The following is a 20,694-nucleotide window of genomic DNA, read 5'->3' on the forward strand; positions in this document are numbered from 1 at the left end:
CTAAACGCCCTGAACTGGAGTTCTCCGCGTCAATTCCCTATGGCGATTTGAGCGGACCAATCAGCCCACGACGCCCGTTGTCGCCGGGTTAGAAACTCAGGAGCACATGACTATTTCGGCCAGGTGCTGCAAACCTGCATTCTCAAAGTGATCCATTAATCGACCAACCGATGCTGCGTTCGTTCAAGAGACGCGCGCGGCATTGAAGCGATCGATAAACTGTGTGGCCGCCCCAGCGGCCCTTATCGCGATACCAATTTCTTGTCGCGGGTTGCTGTCGGGCGGATCAGCCGAGAGCCAGTTCTGACTAGAAATGACAACCGTGTCGGTATCCCAAGCCAGAACTTTGGCGTGAAGCCGGGGATCGTGGATGGGTCGAATTGTGATGCCTTCTTGGGAGGTGGCGAGAGTGATTTCTGCCACCTCTGAGCCGCCCACTGGGCCGCTAGTAGTTCCGTAAAAGATCTCCGTCGAAATTCCTCTGTCCCGAGCCGCCGCTAGCGCGGGGGTGAGCACAGCGGTACGGGCGGCCAAACCGAATCTATGACTGGCGACGAGGATACGATCCGTTGCTTCATCTCTGGCTGATCGCATCTCCTCGGCGTGCTTTGATCCGATAACCAACATGATCTGCGCCTTCCCGCCGCTCGGGCGTGGCAACGTCCTCAAACGTGCCGCAAGCGCGGCCATTTCACCCGTCAGCGTCGTCCAGTGGCCATTTGAGCCGCGGGAGAGCTCTGCAACTTGATCGACGGCGTCAGCGATGATTACCGGGTCTCTCAGACGAACACTCGCTTCGAAGCTCTGGAACGATGTCGACAGCCAATTGCAGGAGCCGATGTAGCCGACGTAACGAGATGGACTGCCGTCATCGCCAATAAGAAGCTTGCAGTGCGAGTTCGTAGAGAAGGGGTGGACCCTAAGCCGCTCGAATCCTTCGGACTTGAGCTTCTCACGGATCCGTCCAACGGCCTCCCGCGTAGACCGCACACCAGTCGTCGATTCATCTTGCCCCCAAAGCACGTCGATAACGGCACCATGACTGTGGGCCACCCGCAAATCTTCCTTCAGGTCATTGAAGCGATCTTCCGAGATGAACGTCGAGTGGATGATGACCCGGTGGCGGGCCTTGCGCAGAACCGCCGAGACGACGCCTTTGTGGTCCGCTCCACCCAGTATCAGATCCGAGCCAAGGAATGCTGTTTGATGAACCTTAGTATTCATATCCGGTGTCAGGCCAGATTGAGCGGCGGGGTGATACGCGAGGCTCGAAGGTCCTCCATTCTCGGGAGCGGCATTCGCCGCGCGGAGGATCTCCTTCACCAGGGGCTCAGAAGCGCGTGTGGTTAGCCCATCAATTTCACCGTCGCGAACTGTAACCAAAGACCACCGCTCGGCAAGACGGTCTCCTGATGAGTCCATGGCCACAAATTTTTCATCGTCTTGGAACAACGCAGCGAGCAGTGAGCGCGTCTCCTCAAACAACATCCGACCTGGCCGCTCCATCCAGACGATGGTTTCCCTCTTGGCCCGCTCGTCGATCATGTATTTATGCTGAAATGGAAGCTCCCGGCTGCGAAACACACCACCGGACACTTGCTCCACAACAAACGTCATATTGCGACTCATCCGCCGCGCAGCATTGGGAAGTTCATCAGCCAGTGCTGCGATCAAGCCTTCACGGGTAGGCTGGAACGTCACAGCAGCCCCCGCAGACGCCATTTGGACCCAACCTGCCCTCATGAGTCTAATGAGAGCCTCTATGATCGCGCGCTGTGGCACGTCGGCGCTATTCGCAAGCTCCTCTGCTGTGGCATCCCGCTTAGCGAGAGCATTCAAGAGTAAATGCTCCAGGATGCTCCAGGGAGTTCCCTTGTCGAAGTGGAACTTGCGCCGCCCTTGCAGGACCGGAACTGCGACACGGACAACACTCATTGAGGTTTTCCTCCAATAAGCGTGGCATAGGGTACAATCGCGGCCGAGCCTGTTGTCTTTTCGACTTCAAGCGCTCCAATTAGCTTTGAGATGAATCCTATATCAGCGCCCGTTGCTGTGTTCTCGGATGACTTCAGGACTTCTTTGAGGAAATCCATCGATCCGACAAGCACGAGTCTCCACTTCGCTCGGCTCAGCAGGACGTTCATGCGTCGCGGATCGCTCAGGAAGCCGAGCGAGCTTCGGACTCCCGAGTGATGATTGTTCCTCACGAGTGATATGATGACGATGTCGGCCTCGTTCCCTTGGAAGGAGTCAACCGTTCCGCAGAAGGTTGAGGGACCCACGGCGGGTCTGAACGAAGTGAGGTTGGCAAAGGCCGGAAGGTCCTCGTCGACAGCCTGCTTCAAGCGACGGACCTGCTCACTGTAGGGCGATAGGATCGCGAGGCTGGGCAGCTTACCTTCGCCAGAATTCGGGGCGAGCAATCGGATCGCCTCAAGAACGGCTTTGATTTCGTCTGGGTTGTGCCAACGAGGTAGCTGCTCTGCGGTTTTCAGCCCTATCTGCTTTTGTACGTAGGGCATTTCGACAACGACGATTGGCTTATCAGGCAAGCGCGTCGGCGAGGTTGAGAACACCGGACAGGTCGCTGCCGCGAACCTTTTCTCGGTGTCAGAGTGGCTCTTAAGCTCCCCATCGTAGAACGCATTCGAAACGACCCTCGCTATCGCCGGGTGCATACGGTGTTGCTGAGTCAGCCGGTGAGCGATTGGTCGCGCACTAGGTTTCCGCTTTTGAAGCTCGAATTCTGCTTCGATCAGATGCTCAAAGAGCATTACACATTCGATCGCTAGCGAACACAGGGCGGGAAAGTCTGGAGCTTCGCCTTCCAGCTCGTCGAGAACCTCATCAGTTGAGGGATCTCGCAACGCACGACTAATGAATTCCTCTCCCACCGAAAGCGCTTCCTTGACCGCCTCCGGGCTCTCAAGGAGTTTAATAATTCGCTCTGAGTTGAAGGGGGATAGCTGTTTGTGATCTCCAATCATCAAGCGGCGGTGTGAAAGGAGCAAAGGCGATAGGAGCTCGCCTCCCGTGGCCTTTCCGGCTTCTTCAACGATAGCCCAATCAAATTGACCGCGCTCGTCGATCAGCCGTTCGAGTTCGAACGAGTTCGTGGTGGCAAAAACTACGTTTGCGGCCCGCACCATCAAGCCTTCAAAGGCCTGCTTCGCATATTTCGGACGATCTCTTTCCGTCCCGACTGAGGGCTTCGCAACGCCCGCCAACTGCTCGACGATGCGCTGAAGCTTTGGGGGAGCATCTGCAACGAGTTGGCTCTTCGCCAGTCTCTGCAGGACTTCTTGTGACTGCTTCCGAATTTCATAGGGGCCGGCGTCTTCGGCGCTGTCGCGCGCACGACAGCGAACAATCAAAGCGTCCGTCCCGCTCGACTGAAGAGCACCGTGAAGCTCTTCCATCAGGTGGTCTACAGCTGAGTTGCTCTGCGCTGTAAGCAGCAGTCGCGAGGCTGAATCTTCCTTGAAGGAATTGCCGACAAGGTCACGCACCAATCTCGTTTTCCCAACCCCTGGGGGACCTTGGACCAAGAACAAGGGCAGGGTGCTGACGATCTTGGTGATCGCCTGTTGCTTTGACTCGTCGAGATCAGCAAAGGCTTCGCCCTTCTCGATTTTGTCGTGGGAATCGAGAATTCGCCTGCGTGGATCCACAAGCATTTTCAGGAGCTCTGAGTGATCGGCAAGCGCCCGTAAAGCCTTCAATCGACGTCGAAATTGAATGTCCCTACCGAGGAAATCGCCGGGTATGAGTACCGGGTTCCGAAGCGTCGATGGCGGGGCTTGACCACTGAAGCTGAAAGTCGCCGAGCCGTCTCCGTTCTCGGTCATGCCAAGGTATCTCCAGGCCCTGTCGGATGGCTGTCGCTCACCGACCGTTCGCGCCTCAGTGAGGATCCACTCATCGGATCGGCGCTCATCTCGGAGCACCTCAGCCAGACGGACGGCGGGGGCCATGATATTCAGGGCCTTCGACAGCGCATCTCGTTCCTGGTCCTGTCGGGCCTTGACCTTCAGGAGGTTCATCCCGTCAGGCAAGTCGCCCGTTTCACCTTGAATCTCGACCGGATAAGCGTCGGTCGCCGCGAAGAGAGCTTCGAGAAATTGAGTTATGGCGATGGCTTGATGGACTCGCTCCTCACGGGTTGGTTTTGAAATCTTCTCTTCGAATTGTCTTCTGTATTCTTGCCAGCTAGTTAACTTTCCCCGAAGGCGGCCAAACCGTTCCGCCGCATCTCTAGCAGTCAACAACTCAATTGATTCCGGCTGAAGTTTTATGTTTCCGAGCAAATTTATCGAAGCAGGGAGTTGCTTCTCAGCTCTATCGCTATAGGCAAACTCCCACGTAGATTCCGCGATACCTTTTGGGGATGTATAAGGAGCAACATTATAGATCAGCTTTTTACCTTGAAGGGCCAGTCTAAAACCAGGACCATTTGGCAGCTTGATCGCTAGCAAGAGCGGCCCCTCGCTCAGGTCATCTTTTATCGCGTTGAGTTGCTCGGAAACGGAGCCAATATCGATATCTCCGTCTATTCCTTCTCGAATTTGCTCCGATAGTGTCGACCCAGTACCCAAGCGAACTACGAAATTCAGCTTTGGATCACGCCCTGCGATTTCCGCGTCGAGCACCACGAGAATGTCAGCGATGCGTCGCGCGATAACTTCGCCGTCCAAGCGATCCAATGGCTCGAATTGGATCAGGTTGCGTAAGAGGCGAATCTCTTCAATTGAGATATGATCGGAAACACCTGAAGCGGGTACCGATTGATCTACCAGACGATCGTGACTTATTCCCATAAGCCTAGCGGCAATATGCCCAAAGCCTCTCCAATCTTGGAGAAAGGAGGCTGGCGCGGCGGATTCAATTTCGGATTTGGTCGGCGTCCTCTTGCCTGCCGCAGCGCTCATCAAGCGGAGCGACCATTCGAAGCCAGTTAGTTGGAAATCTGGCTCATCGCCACCAGTCGCGAGAATTGCCCATTCATCAATATTGCGGTGCAGTAATCCCTGGGCATGGAGCGTATCCAAGCCGGAAGCAATCCGCTGCAAGTTGAGCGACAGCTTGTTGCGGTTAGCTGGGGCTCGTGGATTTGAAAGCCAATGCCCAGCACTAAGGCGCTGTAGGACGCTGTGTAGTGGCCGGCGCTGGCCCGGCTTGAGAACAAGGTAGAAGCCCGCCTTGTCCATCGCAGCTTGGTGCAAAGGCGCAATGGCCTCGGCCGCACCCGGATAGCCACCGAGCCGATGCAGTTGCCTCACCTCATGATGCCAAACCTCCTGGAGGTCACGGTCATCTACACCGGCCTGGCGTTGCCATAGCTTGATGAGGACCGGATCTCCTTCATCGTCGAAGCCGGTCAGCAAGCCAGGGCGGCCCGATTTCCGATCCGGCCTTAGAAGATAGGCATCGTCGAGACGAAAGGCCTCCAGAAAGCCGTCACGGCTCTTCTTGACCGATCGCGCCATGATGTCTCCCAGGGTTCCGAGTCAGAGCAGCCCTAAGGCGCTTAGCTCCACCGTTACACGTTGGCCGCTAGCGGCCAAAAGTGCAAACTGGACCATCATGGTCGGCGGGTGAATGTCATCGGGAGATTGCTTGGTCTGGGCCTAAGGCGTTGCCGGGCGCTTCCAACCAGACTGCCGCGAATGAAGCCGACCAATCCCGGTGCGGTGAGATTCAATCCAGCATGACCCCGCTCAATTCACACCGCCGCCTAGGGTGATAGCGTGCACCAGAGCTTACGCTACAGGAGGACGAGCATGCGTCCCAACTTCACGTACTGGGCGGCCCTGGCCGCCTGCGCTGGCATACTGGCCGTTGCCTGGATCATGACGGACGAACTGGCAGGCTGGGTGTCCCTGCCACTGCTCATGGCCTTGATGGCCGGAGGCCTGTTGATCGCGCGCGAAAAGACCGCACCAGGCGCTTCGGTCGTGGCAGGCCTCGCCTGCACTGCGCACGCCGGTCTGTTGCTTGCCGGGGGCAACAAGGAGATCGTCCTCCTCGCTGGCTACCTGCTCAGCGCCGTGGTGTTGGCGGCCGGCGGGCTTGCATTGCGCCAAGCCGCCAAAGCCAATGGCCCCCTATCGCCGACGGCGGATGGACCACACCAGCTTGGCTAGGGCTTCGGCAAGGAGCGCAAGGGCGGTGACCAACGAAGGATCGAGATGGGGCATAGGCACACTCCGTCATTGATTGAGAAGTGCAATCCCTTGGCCCTAGAAGCCCGCTAACGGGACGTTCGTCAAAGACTTGTACGCTGTAAACGCTAGCCTGCGTCCGATCCTGTCGGAGCGTTCTGATCGGAACTGGGCCTGCAGCGCCCTGCGCGCCAGCGATTGAGCGCCGTGACCTGCCGCCAGTCCGTCGGCTCGAATCCGACCTGTGCATAGACCTTAGCCAGGCCGCCCCCCAGCCGATCGCAGCAGATGGTGGCGCTGGGAAGCTCGGGCGCGTCATCGATCAGCGACCGACTTAGTCGCCCATGCCGGCGCAGCAGATCCGCCAGCCGTGCCAGCAGGTCGTCATTGGTCAGAAGTTCGCCGGTATTGCGTCGGACATAGGACCGCTGGCCTCGCCGGTCGACCGTGGCGATCCAAGCCTGCCGATGGGTCGGGTCGTATCCTGCCAGGCGATAGGCGTTCACGAGTGACCCGAAGCGCTTTCGATAGACTTCGGTGCAGGGCAATCCCTCCTCCGCGTCGATGAGATCGGACGTGAGGCGGCCATACTTGGCGAACACCCCGCGCAGACATTCGATCATCGACGCATCGTCGAGCCGAACCTGTCGGCCGGCGACGATCCTGATCGCCGCGTCCGACATCCAGCGCTCCACGATTGGCTCGTGAGCGGCCTCGGCAGTAATCCATTGGTCGGGCGGCGTCCGACCCATTCGGCGTCCGAGCACGTAGGAGGTTTGGCCGTACACGTAGATGCCGGCGTATTTCCGCGACACCAGGATTCGGTGGACCTTCGAGTTGTCCCAGGGACGGCCCGTATTGGTCGCCACGCCTTCGCGATTGAGCAGCCGCGCGATGGCTGTCCGCTTCAGGCCACCGACGACGAAGAGGCTGTAGATGCGCCTGACGGTCTCCACTTCGCCCGGCGGGCCGGGTGCCAGGACGGTCTTGTAGGCGCTCGTCGCCTTGCGCTCGTGCGCCTCGAGGATCTGCACGGGCCGGCGCTGCTCATCCACCAGCATCCTGCGCAGACCGAAGCCGGGCTCCGCGCATTGCCAATAGCCCTTGGCGGCAGTCAGGCGCTTGGCGCGCCTGATCTTGCTGGACAGCTCGCGGCTATATTCGGCCGCCATAATCCGCTTCATGTGCTTGAGGAGCGATGAGACCGGCGCCCCGTCGTTCTCGAAGGGCTCGGCGCAATATTCGACGCCCACCCCGGCTTGGCGGCACACGAACTCGTAGTGGGCGCTCTCGTCGAGGTCCTGGAAACGTCCCCAGCGGCTGATGTCCAGGGTGAGGATAACCTCGAACCCAGCATCGCCGCCGAGGACATCGGCCAGGAGCTGCTGCAGGGCCTTCCGCTTTCGGAGGTCCAGGCCACTGATGCCGGCGTCGGCGTAGGAGCGGACCACCGTGTATCCGCGGTCCGCCGCATAGGCAGCGATGGCGGCCTCCTGATGCTCGATGGAATAGCGCTGATGTTCGGTCGACATCCGCAGGTACTGGGCAGCGCGGCGCGGGCTGGACGACGGCGTCATGGGACGCTCCTCTCAATCCCCATGGCCCGAAGTTTAGCTCAGATGCGGAGAGGTATCACCGCGCGGCGCAGCTTGGCCGGCAAGCGTAACGGCGACTTGAATGGCGTTCATGATCTCCCAGGAGCCATGACCTTAGCGAGGAACTCTCTGGCATGAGTTCTTCAGGCTTTTGGCGTCGTTCCCCATCCGCCGGCCAAGGAGGCCTTCCTGGATGTAGGCACCCGCACAACAGCCGGCTAGATTTCACGAACGCCCTCGCAAGGCCCTACTTCGGCTTCGCCGGAACCGCTTCGGTACCGGGCGCGCCGCACTTGGCGAACTTCTTGGTCTTGATGTCTCGGCACTTGGTCGAGGGTGCAGTCGACGCGGCCGATGCCGGACACTTGATGAACTTACCCTTCGCGTCACGGCATTGGGTCGCGGCATCGGCCGCAGACGCAAGGCTGACCATGAAGGCGAATGTGGCGAACAGGGCGATGGATCGACGCATGGGGCTCTCCTGATAGCTGCACGCAGGTTCCCACCCTTCGGCCCGAGCCGCCAGCGGGTTCTGCCCCACTTTGCGGTGATCAGAGGGCCCGCATGGGCGCCCGCATTGCACCCCGTTGCCTCCTGCTTGTTCATAAGGAGACAGCCATGCAGACCGTCGCTCGCCTTGTGCCCCAAACCGCTCCGCGCCCGCGTGCGGAAGCCCCATGTCCGGTCGCAGATCTCGCGAGCGAGGCCGCCCGCATCCTCCGCGCCATGAAGGCTCTCGGCCATTTCGACATGCGTGACGAACAGACTGAGGAGTGGGAAGACGCGGACTTCCCCGCTGTCCGCCAGCTGCGCACGGTGATCGAGGGGCCTACGGCAGAAGAGCTCATGCGGACGCTCTATGAGCGTCTCTACGCGATCCGGGATCTGGCCAGCTTCAAGCGCGCCACGTCCCCCAAAGGCGCGCTCTTCCAGCTCTACATCGCGGCCAATCACGCGATCTGCATCACCGGGCACGTGGTCGAGGGCCGTCTGGACCACCACGACCTCACCCAGCTTAAGACCATCGAGCGGAGCTGCGACCGGACCCTGCAGAGCGCGCTCGGGGTGTTGGAGCCGGCGCTCGCCGCGGACGAAGACCTCACCGTCCTGAGGCGGTGGTTCTTCCGCGCCGAGCCCGATGCGCTCCAGCATGCGGAATACGCCATCGCGCAAGCGACGCCCGCTGCCGTCAAAGGTTCAAAGGTACGCGCGCGGGCGTAGCGAAGTCTCCGAAGTCCTGCCCGCCCGCCTGATACAATGACAGCGGATGTCTCTCCCGCCCATCCGGGAGCGCCGGATCGGCCGGCGTTCCCGACGTGAGCGGGAGAGACGACATGTTCCTTCTTGGTGCTTGGCGAGCGGAATCCTTCCGCCGTGCAGTTCGCAGGGGGCGCTAATGTCCCCGCGCGACAGAGACGCGGCAGCGATCCGCATCCTCAATGACGCAGCCCGGGCCGCTGGGCCCGCGACAACCAAATCCGTACGGTGGCTCCTAACCAGCGGGGTCCAAGCCCTGGGGCCGGCTCTTGTTAACGAGGCCGTTCGCGCGGTGATCGCGTTCAGCGCATTCGACCGGGACAACGATCCCCACGGCGAGCACGACTTCGGAGCCTTCTCGCTCGCGGGCGAGCGTCTGTTCTGGAAGATTGACTACTACAACCGAGATCTTGATGGCGGGTCTCCGGACCCGGCAGATGAAGCTGTGACGTGTCGCGTCCTTACGGCCATGCTCGCGTCAGAATACTAGCTTCCGCGGCGGCCTCAACAGCCGCCGTTCCATTTTCGTTTTTAGGGTTAGGCCCTTTCGTCTTCGACTACATCCAACACCATCGCAAAGATCGTCCCGACAAGGAGTTGGAAAGCAATCGCGCCCGCCTCGAAGAAATAGAAAGAAAACTCACGGCCAGATCCAGTGGCATTTTTCAACAATGTATCAACAATAAGCAGCCCCAATAATATTGGAGCATCTATAAAGACAATAATATTTGAAAATCTTCTTCTCCACCCATCGTGAGATCTATTTGAGCCCCACAGCACGAGAAGGTCTATCAAAGTAAATAGCCCCACAAATACAATCGCATGATACTCAAGAACAAAATCTACAATTCGTCCAACATTCCCAAGTTCAACTCCTGACACATAGAGGCTATTTGGCGAAAAATCATCTCGCACAATTTTCGATGCGTAGAATGCCACTATACCGGCGCTAAATATTAGTATTATCACAAATAGAGTTAAAAACATCAAGTACACGGCAATCTTATTGCCAAACACAGAGTTACTTTGCCAAGTAGCAGGAAAAAGCAAATTTATGTACGACCACGCCGCTGTGGAGAATAGTGAAATAGCTACAATTATGGCCGGCACCTTTTCAGGAGTCACTTTCACGCCGAAATAAACAAAAATTATCGGGACAACGATTGTAACGGCCCACCAAAAGAATTTGGAATTGAGATATGCGCTTCTGATATTCGACCAGATGCTTCCGATTTGTACGGCCACACTCGTCCCCCATAGCATTTGCGCGCCCTCGCCCGATGTGCAGACGCCCGGATACGCTTAGGCGCGGACCTCAACTATTTCGCCCGCGTGGTCTTCGATTTCTGACGCACTGCCGAGCTCAAAAGCCCAATCCCAAGCAAAACAGCAGACCCAATCACTGGCAAAAAGGCATATGAAAGCGGTATCGAAAGCCTAAATGCAATAGCCAGCATAATAAACGAGAGAATTCCGGCCCAAATAGACGCCGAAACGGCCAGCTTATTAGAAATTCCAAACACTATTGCGAGCACTCCCGGTGCCACGGCCGTTAACAATATCAGCAGGCTCTCGTATAATCCCTGCGCGTTTCTCGTAATGAACGCAAGAGTAACTGCCACAATCGTCACGATTGGGATCATGATCCTTGTCTGACGCTTTGCATCCTTCTGGAAATTCTCATCTTGCTCACCCAATGAGGGCGAACCCTTCCTTAGACCTAGCAGGGTCGTGGAGATTACCCAGATCTCAGTGTCGCCCGTCGCCATAACGGCCCCGATAATCATCAACGCCATTAGCGGTGCGAACTCAGGCGAAACCGCGTGGGTCGACGCGGCGACAAGGGCAGAGACGCCGGTGCCGAGATGCGGAACAAGCTGCCTGGTCAGGGCTCCGAGCAGACCAATCAGCGATCCGACCACAAGAAAGACCGCCGCCGCGCCAAACATTGATCGCTGGAGAACGACCTTGCTGCGGGATGCGATCGCAGTCTGCCAAACGTCCGCAGCACAAATGACTCCAAAGACGCCCAGAACAAGAAGCGTCATCCCGTCAGAAATTGGCAACGCTCCATACTCTGCGCCCGCCAACCTGTCGACGCGGAGGCCGTGCACCTGAAACGATAGTAAGGCAACGAATAGCACCACGGAGAGCATAATCGCCCTCAATACATCCGTACTCAGGACGGCCACATAACCTGCAGCCAGAAGATAGGAGACAATTACAGCCCCCATCATTATCGACGTTATTGAAGGATTCAGTCCCGTGACGGTGGATAGAAGATCGCCTCCTACTATAAATTGAATCGTCAAAAGAGAACCGAGAGCAATTAGGTACACGGATCCGAGCCCTGAAGCGGCCGTCAATCCGTATTCGGCCCGGACAAGTCCAGTAAATGTGTTTGCCCCTATAGCACCGGCCCTTGAACGAATCCGGTCTCCGACGAAAGCAAGAACTACAAAACCCGCCACGATCCCGCCGAGAAACCACAACACGCCTAAGCCATTGTCGTAGCCGAATTGGGAAAGGGTTAGCAGTTCGCCCCCGCCGATTAGGCTGAGGTAGCCAGCGGTCGCCCGGACAACGCCAGCTCGCCGCCCGAATACATTGAACATTCGGCCTTCGCCAGCCAGACGGCGCCCACGAACACCAACCCAAATTAGCGCGAACATGTACAATATTACAGCTGATATGGCGTAGTAATTCATGGTTTTTTGGCCACTATATTATTGCTATATTATCCACGACTCTTGAGTAATATTCAACCTGCCCCCTCCAGCACTTGCATGGGGAAAGCGGACGTGCCGATGACAGAGCCGTTTAAGCGGCTCGGCTTCCAACGGAATTTCGTACCGCGTGCGAGCGTGCGCAACCACGTACCCGCTACCGTCCGCCTTCTTCCAGGCCATAGTAAATGACCCAAATACATAGCGATCGCCTGGAACCCAGACCTCGACGACCGAATCCGCCACTTCTATCGAGGGAATCCGAAGGTCGCCCTTAACGTCAAAGACGCTCTCAAGAAGTGACCCGCCTGCGTCAGATCTAACAACGCAATCTGCATCATAGGAAATGGCGCCGTGATCACCAAAGTCGAGAGATCGACGATAGGAGTAACTTCCTGCCTTGAAGGGGTTTTGAACACCCCCTATCGACCGGCATATTGAAGGATATCCGGTAACCAGAACCGATTTGAAAAAAAGCGGGTCTACGAGGAGGGGTAAGGACTCATATCGATACTCGCCTTCAACCACCCCAGATTCTGGTTGAACTCGTCCCTCTCCATCAAGCTTCGATTCCTGACCATTCAGCTCTAGGTTTGCTACCGCAAGAAAGCGGTCACTCGGTTCAATGCGCATCACATGCCCCACTAGCCACTCCCGCGACGCCACCGTTGCGCGAATTATTTGAGATGGCAACCTCCGTTGGGATTGCTCGGGTTAGGGCGTAGAGCGAGACCCTAGTGAAAGCTTTCGTGCGCTGGTCTGCAGGAACAGCGAAGCTTAGGACGCGGCTAGATCTGAAGCCCGCGGGGACCTGAAATGAGATAGGGTGTCGATCAAATACAACGAAGTATGCTCGCTGCACCTCTGGTCGCGCCGCAGCCAAGAGAAACGGCGTCAAGTACCTTCTAAATTCGGCAGCTGAATAGGAAAATCCTCGCACTACGGGGAAGGCATCAAAGTATACAATAGGCGGGAGTTTGGCAGAGGCATCGTTGAAGTATTTTTGCCATGATCCAGCAATAATATTTCCTTGATGGACACCTCGTCGCCTGACGGCGAACGATATAACATCCCGATTTAGCTCTATCACTCGAGCGGCGCGTCTCGAAGACTGGCAGATGGCCTTATACGCGACACCAAGTCCGTATCCGACGACAAGGACATCGTCACCAAGGCGGCCGACATGCCGGCCGAATATTCTCTGGAACCGCGCCTCGAACCAATGAAGTTGAACAACGCCCCCTATGCGAAGCACTGACGCGGACCGGACAACCCTTGCACGAGCTAGTCGCCGCAGCGCCGTTTGCGCCTCGAAGCTCCGACGTGGCGTGCGATGACCGATGGGCGCTTGCGCTTGAAGGTCCGAGCTCATTTGACTCTCTTAAATTGTTTTGTCACCAATGCCTCTTGGGGTTGTTTTCGCCTCAAGTCTGAGAGATTTTGGGGGCAACGTGAAACTCCTTCTTCGCCGTAACCAGCGCGACGGCATGCTGGGCAAGGTCGTCTTCACTCTTTCGGTCCGCGCGGACCTGACCGCCGAGGAGCGCGAACACATCCGCAAATACAAGCTCGGCAACGTCCTCCTGTATGAGAAGAAGCCGCTCAAAGAGGGCGGCAACGAATACCAGAAGCTCGGCCGCTTCATCGCGTACTCGGTGCTCAACCTCACCATCACCGTGAACAATCTCGACGAGGGCAAATCCGTCGAGTGCGAGGACATCCTGGAGATGCTCGCGGTCGAGGATCAGATCCGGGAGGCCGCCCAGACCTTCAAGGCGATCCTTACCGCCGCCGCCACGTTCGGCGGCGAGGAAGTCGTCGAACTCGCGTAGCGGCGGTGGCGCTCGGCAACATCCGGAACTGGCTGGCCGGCGGTAGCCGCAACCGCGAGTTCGAAGAGACCCGCGCGGCCTGGGAGGACTGCCAGGCGCGCTGGCGCGCCTCCGCCCTCGGGAAGCATGATCTGTCCGATATCGTCCTTGCATTCATACGGCAGGGCGTGATCGCGTTATCGGACGAAGATGTCGCGGTTCCGGTGCTCGTCGCGCTCGCCGAGGCCGTCGAAGCCATCCTCGACGACGAAGACATCGGCCCCATGGCGCCCCGCTGGCAGGCCATCGAGTCCGATCCGGTCCTGGCGGTGGCCTTCCGCAAGATGCTGGTACGCCGCCGCCGCTATGCGGCGGACTTCCAGCACATCCATGAGATCGTGAGCCGCCGCCTAATCGTGGCCTGCCAGGCCATCATCGACGCGCTGCCGCCGAGCTGCCTCAGTGATTGGGACGAAGAGGGCGCGTCGTTCGAAGTCCCCCTCATCGAACTCTTGGAAGACCCGGCCGGCCTCATCGACCAGCTCATCTACTTCCCCTACGACGACGACACCCTACGCCTGGACCTGTTCGAGGGCGTGCGCGCCACCTATGCCCAGAACCTGGTGATCGCCTCGGGGCTGCCGCCCTCCACCAACCCTGTGGGCAACGAGCATCGGCTCGTGCTGGCCTCCGCCCAGCGGAACAAGTCGCCGGCGGAGCTGGCAGACCTGTACCTCGCCGGCACGCCGTTCGCGCCGCTCATGGAGCTGCCGGTTCCCTTCGCGATCCCCGAGGAGGCCCGCTTCGAGCACTGCCACATCGTCGGCGGCACCGGGCACGGCAAGACGCAGCTCATGCAGCGCATGATCCACGGGGATCTCGTGGCCGCGCAGCGGGCCAAGCGGTCCGTCGTGGTGGTGGATAGCCAAGGAGACCTCATCAACCGCCTCGTCCGGCTCGGGCTCTTTTCCCCGGACGCCGAGGATAGTCTCGCTGATCGGCTCATCGTGATTGACCCGGCGGACGTCGAGTTCCCCGCCGCCCTCAACCTCTTCGACGCGCACCTGGATCGTCTGCGGGAATACCGGCCGGTGGACCGCGAGCGCGTGCTGAACGGCGTCGTGGAGCTGTATGAGACGTTCTTCGGCGCGCTGCTGGGCGCCGAACTCACCCAGAAGCAGGGCGTGATCTTCAAGTACCTTGCCCGGCTCATGATCACGATCCCGGGCGCCACCATCCATACGCTCATGGAGCTGATGGAGGACGGGAAGCCCTTCAAGAAGCACATGGACGAGTTGGAGGGCTCGGCGCGGTACTTCTTCGAGACCGAGTTCTTCCACCCATCCTTCGCCGCCACGAAGAAGCAGATCCTGCGCCGGCTCTGGGGCGTCCTCTCCACCCCAGCCTTTGAACGTATGTTCGCCCAGCCGGCCAACAAGCTCGACCTCTTCCAGGCCATGCAAGACGGGAAGATCATCCTCATCAACACGGCCAAGGACCTCCTGAAGCAGGAAGGCTCACAGCTCTTCGGCCGGTTCTTCATCGCCATGCTGGCCCAAGCGGCGCTGGAGCGCTCCACCGTGCCGCTAGAGGACCGCACCCCGACCCTCGTCTATGTGGACGAGGCGCAGGAGTATTTCGACGACAACACCGAGACGATCCTCAACCAGGCCCGCAAATACCGCGTCGGGCTTACGGTGGCGCACCAGACGCTCGATCAGCTGTCCCCGCGGCTGCGCTCCATCCTGCATTCGAACACCAGCATGAAGTGCGCGGGCGGGGTCTCCGCCAAGGATGCCCGCGCCTTCGCCGACGAGTTGCACACCTCTGCGGACTTCATCGAGAGCATGAAGCGCCGGCCGGGGAAGACGGAGTTCGCGGTCTGGATCAAGCATCAGACGCCCCAGGCTATCCGCCTGGCCGTGCCGCTCGGCTTTCTGGAGCGCCAGCCGCTCCTCACCGAGGAGGAATACGAGGCCCTGCTCGCCCGCAATCGCCTGGCGTACTGCGGCACGCTCGCGGACGCGGCCCGCGCCCAGCCGAAGCGGTCCCCTCCCGAGGAGCCGGCGGCCGAAGCATCGCCCAGGGCGGAGCGGCCACGCGCCCCGCCGCAGGAGGAACCAGCGGTCCGGCCTGCCCCACCGCCATCCGACGAACCTCAGGCTGATCCGAGTCCGGATCGTGCTGAGGAGTCGGCCGATGGGCGGGAGGCTGCTTCGGAGAGTAGCGAACCGAACAGGCCGTCGCATGATGCGAGGCCCCCTCCCCCGCCACGCGCCAAGCCCACCGAATCCGGCAAGGGCGGCTCCCAGCATCGGTACGTGCAGCACCTCGTGAAGCGTCTGGCCGAAGACCAGGGGTTCCGCGCCGTGATCGAGGAGCCGGTGTCCGGGGGGCAGGTGGACGTGGGGCTGCACCGGGGAGACCTCTCGATCGCCTGCGAGATCTCCATCACCTCCACCACCGACTACGAGGCGCAGAACCTCGCCAAGTGCCTGCGCGCCGGCTTCACCTTCGTCTGGGCTATCGCGCCGGATCAGAAGCGACAGCGCGCGCTCAGGCGGGCAGCCGAGGCCCGGCTATCGACAGACGAGATGGAGAAGATCCAGTTCCTCACCCCGGACGAGGTGGTCTTGTCTCTGGAGCAGCTCGCCACCCCGGAGCCCGAGGAGAACACGGTGCTCGGGTACAAGGTGAAGGTGACGCGGAAGGTGGTGTCTCCCGAGGAAGCTAAACGGCGGCGCGAGAACATCGCGCGGATCGTGGCCGGTGCGGTCCGTCCGGACGCTGATCGCTAGCGTCCGCGCATTTGGCGGTCGCCCGCTAGACCGGCAGGGCGGGCGGCATCGCGAAGAACGCCTGACACACCCTGGTGAGCCCTGCTCCGAGATGGCCGCGCAGAATTCCCCGCTGCTGAATGGCCCGGTCAACGCTCGCAGGAGACTGCACTACGCCGCATTTCATCGGACCCGACGTCGCCTATGCGCATCGGCGGGCTGAAGTCAGATCGTCAGTCACGGCGGCAAGCAATTGCAGCCCACTTCCCTGCGGCGCCTAAGCCAGCGCGTCCCCGGATGACGCAGTTTGCGCGTGCGGAAGGCATCCGGTCAGCAACACCTCCGCGTTCTGCGACAACGGCTGAACCGGGAGGCAGGTCATCGCCAGCAGGCGGATGGCGTCGGGGTGCCCGTTCCTGGATATGAACTGAGCCTAAACGGCCTCCCCGGGTCCTGTTCAGGCCAATGCGCTCAGCGTGCCTCTCACCGGCCAAATCACGGGTCCGACGAACTGGGGAATTGGAGAAACAGCTGGTGCCGAATGCCCAATTGACTGCGCTCTTGGAAAAGAGAAACGTGCATTCACGATGGGGGATTGCGCTGAGCATGGCGCGGCGAACAAAAGAAGGGGCTTTTCAATGCGTATTGTACGGATAGCAATGCTTGCCGGGACACTTGCCGCGGCAATGACGACTACGGCCGATGCCGCCTGCTACGTCTGCAGGCCCGGGCACGGATGCTTCATCATGTACAAGTATGGCTGCGCGGATCTCGACATCGGCAACTTCCCGGGGATCCTCTGCGCCGACTATCTGCACGCCAAGCCTGGCTCCACCGCTCAATCCATGGACGTGAACGGGCGGACCTTCCCCCTCGCGTCCGCTGAGCTTCAGCGGCTCGTCCTGAAGCCTGAGCAGCCCAAGGGCGACAGGACAAAGCTGGCCGCTCAGCTGGATCAGCTCATGGCGAAGGACCGCACGGTGATTTCCAGCTCGCAGGCGAAGCTGCTGATCGAGGCGCCCCCGGCCGTGAAGGCGGCCGGCCGGAAGGCTAGCACCTGGAGCAATCGCGATGACTCGGCGAGCTCGCCTGGGCGAAGCGACCGCCTCTGGAGCGTCCAATGATTAGATCGAGACTCATCACCGCCGCGGGCGTCCTTCTGATCGCCAGCGTGCCCCTCGTCGCAAGGGCCCAAGCTCCGCATGGTTCCTGGACCCGCGGGCCCGGGACCTACAGCTTCACGATCTGCAAGGCCGAGCCCGCGACCGGGCCGGTCGCGGCGGGCCAGGGCCGCGGCGGCGGCGATTGCGATATCACCCTGCCGGCTGGCCAGAGCATCCTGATCACCATCCAGGTCTGGGGCGCGGGCGGCGGCGGCGGCGGAGGTACGATCGGGGGCGTCCAGGGCTCCGGCGGCGACGGCGGCAATGGCGGCGGCGGTGGCGGGTACGCCAAGCGAACCCAGCCCATCTATGCGCCTGCGGCAGGCGTAGACGTCTGGACCGCGAACGTCGGCGCGGGCGGAGCGGGAGGGCACGAGGTGCTCATGTACGACAATACCACCGTCTCCGTCGGTGCGGTGGGCGGCGATGGCGGAGCCTCGTCCGTGCTGGAGGATGGGCCCAACGGCCCGTTCGTGGTCAGCGCGACCGGCGGCCACGGCGGCAACCCGTCAGGAACAGTCCGCAATCCGGTCCAGCTGCTTCCGAGCGTAGCGGGGCAGGGATCGGTCAATAGCTGGATGGGAACGAGCGGCTTGCGCGGCGGGTACGGCGCGAATTGCTCGGGGGGTCCTGGCGGCCTAGGAGGGGCCGGCGGCGGACCAGGACGTACCGGCGCAGGCTACGTCAATGATGGCGGGGCTGGCGGCCACGGCGGCTACTACCATCATGTTCCCAGATGCACGGCCGCCAGTCAGAACGCCCTGCTCGACGACGGGGCCCGGGGTGGCGGCGGCAAGGTGACGCTGACCTGGTGAGATTCAGCGTCATTCGGATTTCCTTTGAATCGGAACCTCGCGAGCGACGGCCTTCCGGCCGTGACCCTCAAAATCAAGGACGCGCCTATGCCTAGCTCGATCCAAGTGGCCGCCGTCTTCCTGACGATCGCCGCGCTAGCGGGCGCCGCTGACGCGCAGACCGCTCACCCGCCGCATGGTACCTGGACCCGCGGGCCTGGCGCCTACCGTTTCACGATCTGTTCGGTCCCGCCCCCGACGGGGCCGGTCCTAGCGGGCCAGGGCCGCGGCGACGTGAAGGCGGGCCAGGGCCGCGGGGGCGATTGCGATCTCATCCTGCAGCTCGGCACGAGCATCCCGATCAAGGTCCAGGTCTGGGGCGCAGGTGGCGGCGGCGGTTTCGGGGGGTACGGGCAGGCGGGCGGCAGCGGCGGCGGAGGCGGCGGCTACGCTGAGCTAACGAAAGTTGTCGCACTGCCGACGAGCGGTTCCACTGTTTGGAGCGTGACCGTTGGGCAAGGCGGGCCTCGTGAGGCGCTCGATATGGCTCCCGGCACAACGACCGACGGTGGAGCATCCTCGGCGCTGGCGAACGGCGCAGGCGGCCCGGTCCTCGTCACGGCGACCGGCGGCGCAGGAGCGGGGCGGCATGAGCCCTATGGGGACCAGCCCCCCGTGGGAAATGAACCTCCCGGCGGGCCCGGACATGGATCGGTCGGCAGCTGGCAGGGCACGAGCGGCTATTGGGGAGGCGGCAGCCCGGACCGCGGCTGCCTGGGCGGCGCGGGCGGCTTGGGCGGAGCAGGTGGCGGCCCGGGACGCACCGGCCCCGGCTACGTCAACGACGGGGGGAGAGGCGAGCAGCCCGGCTATGCCAATGGCATCGGTTGCAGAGCCCACGGCGACGGCTACCTGTACTCGCCAGCTGACAAGGGCGGTGACGGCAAGGTGACCCTGACCTGGTGATGTGTCGAGGCCGGCTCGCTCAGGCGCTATTGCGGCGTTCAGGGTTGGAAGGCGCTCGGGGCGACAAGCCGATCCATTGTACGTACCTAGTCTTCCCCTTCCTTCCGATCACCTTTTCCTCCACGGCCGAAGAAGCGCGCGATCGGTCCTCCAACCTCATGGGCGGGAGAGCCAGGACTGTCCCTCTCGACGAGCCGCAGCGGCGCCTCGCTCAGCCGGTCGAGCGCGATCGAGAAGAGGCGTTTCGCCAGTTCGTCATCGATATGAGCCGCTTCAGCGCGGTATCCCTCATAGGCCTTGGCGACAGCGGCCTTGTACCCATAGTCCTCCGCGAGGCGGAATCGCTGCCCGATCTGTCGGGTGAGAAGCCACGCGAACCATACCGGCGCCGAGACGCTCAGGGCCGTGAACGTGAGGTTTATCCACAGCACGTTATAGCTGACCTTAGGATTTAGCATTAGTTGGTGAACGAACTCGACGCGCTCATAGGTGATGTATGCGGCAATCCCTAGAGAACACGCCAAGAGCACCCCAAGTATCCAAGTCGAATTAGACAATCCATTCGCTCTATCGGTGAAGGCCTTTCCTAATCCTACCGTCGTCGCGGCTCCATAAGCCTCATTCGCACGAGAGAGCACCGCCCTCGCCTCCTTCTCAATCTCAGCGAGACGCGAGAGCGCATTTTCGGATTCGCCCTTGGCACGGGTGACATCAGCAACCGTGTTCTCTAGACTCCTCTTTGAAGCCTCGAATCCTTCGCGAGCCTCCTGCAGGCTTTGCATATCAGCAGGAAGGCTTTCTGCGACAGCATGGGCCTGATTGATCTCGTCGACCTTCGCTTGATAAGTCGCCGCTTCGAATTCCAGCCGATCAATGCCGCTTGAGAAGCCTTTCAGTCGCTTGATCTGAGCGGCAGGCAAGAGCTTCTTGTCTTCCAATTCCTTCAAGTCGAACGCATGTTCGGCGTATCTCGACAGAATCTCCGTCAGCGAGTCCACCAGCGACATCGTCGTCGCGTACGCGTGGAACGCATTTCCACCGGGAAGATTGGGCATCACATTGGCAAGAACCCACTGAATTCTCGACGGCAAGGCCTGGAGACGCGCGACATCGGCATCGTCAACTGCCGACTTATCCATTTCTTGGATAAGCTCTTTCGGCTTTCTCACCAGCTCCGCAAAGTCGTGCCGATTGATCGCGGGCATGTTCCAGCCCCATATTTCCGCAAAGATCCTGTCGTCAGGAACGATAGCGACGATCTGGGCGGCTAGGCCGTCTAATGCCCCGGAAATTTCATTCAGAGTGCTCGTCGCGTCGGCCATCTGGCAGTCCCCCTGACCGGATGCGACGGCATTGTGTAGCTCCCGTCAAGAGCATCTAGAGGTTGAGGAGCGAGACACCACTCTCAAGGCGTCGTCGAATTGACCGGTCCACATCGCCAGTA

At 60.4% G+C, this 20,694-nt stretch carries 15 protein-coding genes; 8 read left to right on the forward strand and 7 right to left on the reverse strand.

Going from position 1 to position 20,694, the window contains the following annotated elements:
- Nucleotides 1–183: 183 nt before the first annotated feature.
- Both MQH10_RS12560 and MQH10_RS12565 read right to left on the reverse strand, forming a co-directional pair.
- Complete coding sequence (locus tag MQH10_RS12560) at nt 184–1,935, reverse strand: phospholipase D-like domain-containing protein (RefSeq protein WP_242564387.1); 1,752 nt, start codon at nt 1,933–1,935, stop codon at nt 184–186.
- On the reverse strand, nt 1,932–5,486 hold the full coding sequence (locus MQH10_RS12565) for a DEAD/DEAH box helicase (RefSeq protein ID WP_242564388.1): 3,555 nt from the start codon (nt 5,484–5,486) through the stop codon (nt 1,932–1,934). The genes MQH10_RS12560 and MQH10_RS12565 overlap by 4 nt, the downstream gene beginning before the upstream one ends.
- 294 nt (nt 5,487–5,780) lie before the next feature.
- Between MQH10_RS12565 and MQH10_RS12570 the strand changes: the two genes are divergently transcribed.
- The gene (locus MQH10_RS12570; RefSeq protein ID WP_242564389.1) at nt 5,781–6,143 is read left to right on the forward strand and encodes a hypothetical protein; all 363 of its coding nucleotides are present in this window, start codon (nt 5,781–5,783) and stop codon (nt 6,141–6,143) included.
- 146 nt (nt 6,144–6,289) lie between these two features.
- Here MQH10_RS12570 and MQH10_RS12575 read toward each other — a convergent pair whose 3' ends face one another.
- Entirely contained in the window at nt 6,290–7,738 is a 1,449-nt protein-coding gene (locus tag MQH10_RS12575; protein WP_242564390.1) for a recombinase family protein, read from the reverse strand.
- A gap of 265 nt (nt 7,739–8,003) precedes the next feature.
- Nucleotides 8,004–8,228 (reverse strand): hypothetical protein, encoded by a 225-nt coding sequence (locus MQH10_RS12580; RefSeq protein WP_242564391.1) that lies wholly within the window; start codon nt 8,226–8,228, stop codon nt 8,004–8,006.
- Between the two features lie 146 nt (nt 8,229–8,374).
- On the opposite strand from MQH10_RS12580, the gene MQH10_RS12585 reads away from it, so the two are divergent.
- Together MQH10_RS12585 and MQH10_RS12590 are read left to right on the forward strand one after the other, a co-directional pair.
- Nucleotides 8,375–8,977, forward strand: coding sequence for a hypothetical protein (locus tag MQH10_RS12585; RefSeq protein ID WP_242564392.1), 603 nt, complete (start codon nt 8,375–8,377; stop codon nt 8,975–8,977).
- A 175-nt stretch (nt 8,978–9,152) separates the two neighbouring features.
- On the forward strand, nt 9,153–9,503 hold the full coding sequence (locus MQH10_RS12590; protein WP_242564393.1) for a DUF3768 domain-containing protein: 351 nt from the start codon (nt 9,153–9,155) through the stop codon (nt 9,501–9,503).
- A 47-nt stretch (nt 9,504–9,550) separates the two neighbouring features.
- Here the strand turns inward: MQH10_RS12590 and MQH10_RS12595 are convergent, their stop codons facing one another.
- On the reverse strand, nt 9,551–10,258 hold the full coding sequence (locus MQH10_RS12595; protein ID WP_242564394.1) for a hypothetical protein: 708 nt from the start codon (nt 10,256–10,258) through the stop codon (nt 9,551–9,553).
- Between the two features lie 74 nt (nt 10,259–10,332).
- Nucleotides 10,333–11,628 (reverse strand): SLC5/6 family protein, encoded by a 1,296-nt coding sequence (locus MQH10_RS12600; RefSeq protein ID WP_242564395.1) that lies wholly within the window; start codon nt 11,626–11,628, stop codon nt 10,333–10,335.
- Nucleotides 11,629–13,190: 1,562 nt separating this feature from the next.
- On the opposite strand from MQH10_RS12600, the gene MQH10_RS12605 reads away from it, so the two are divergent.
- The 5 genes from MQH10_RS12605 (at nt 13,191) to MQH10_RS12625 (ending at nt 19,250) form a co-directional block, all read left to right on the forward strand.
- Complete coding sequence (locus MQH10_RS12605) at nt 13,191–13,571, forward strand: hypothetical protein (RefSeq protein ID WP_242564396.1); 381 nt, start codon at nt 13,191–13,193, stop codon at nt 13,569–13,571.
- 5 nt (nt 13,572–13,576) lie between these two features.
- Nucleotides 13,577–16,348: a type IV secretory system conjugative DNA transfer family protein gene (locus MQH10_RS12610; RefSeq protein WP_242564397.1), complete on the forward strand. Its 2,772-nt coding sequence runs from the start codon at nt 13,577–13,579 to the stop codon at nt 16,346–16,348.
- Between the two features lie 725 nt (nt 16,349–17,073).
- Entirely contained in the window at nt 17,074–17,451 is a 378-nt protein-coding gene (locus MQH10_RS12615; RefSeq protein ID WP_242564398.1) for a hypothetical protein, read from the forward strand.
- The gene (locus MQH10_RS12620) at nt 17,448–18,305 is read left to right on the forward strand and encodes a hypothetical protein (RefSeq protein WP_242564466.1); all 858 of its coding nucleotides are present in this window, start codon (nt 17,448–17,450) and stop codon (nt 18,303–18,305) included. The genes MQH10_RS12615 and MQH10_RS12620 overlap by 4 nt, the downstream gene beginning before the upstream one ends.
- Before the next feature lie 87 nt (nt 18,306–18,392).
- The gene (locus MQH10_RS12625) at nt 18,393–19,250 is read left to right on the forward strand and encodes a glycine-rich domain-containing protein (protein ID WP_242564399.1); all 858 of its coding nucleotides are present in this window, start codon (nt 18,393–18,395) and stop codon (nt 19,248–19,250) included.
- 86 nt (nt 19,251–19,336) lie between these two features.
- On the opposite strand, the gene MQH10_RS12630 is transcribed toward MQH10_RS12625, so the two are convergent.
- Nucleotides 19,337–20,572 carry a hypothetical protein gene (locus tag MQH10_RS12630; RefSeq protein ID WP_242564400.1) on the reverse strand — a complete coding sequence of 412 codons (1,236 nt, stop codon included), beginning with the start codon at nt 20,570–20,572 and terminating at the stop codon, nt 19,337–19,339.
- Nucleotides 20,573–20,694 lie beyond the last annotated feature (122 nt).

This window comes from Phenylobacterium aquaticum (assembly GCF_022695515.1).
Lineage (GTDB): Bacteria > Pseudomonadota > Alphaproteobacteria > Caulobacterales > Caulobacteraceae > Phenylobacterium > Phenylobacterium aquaticum.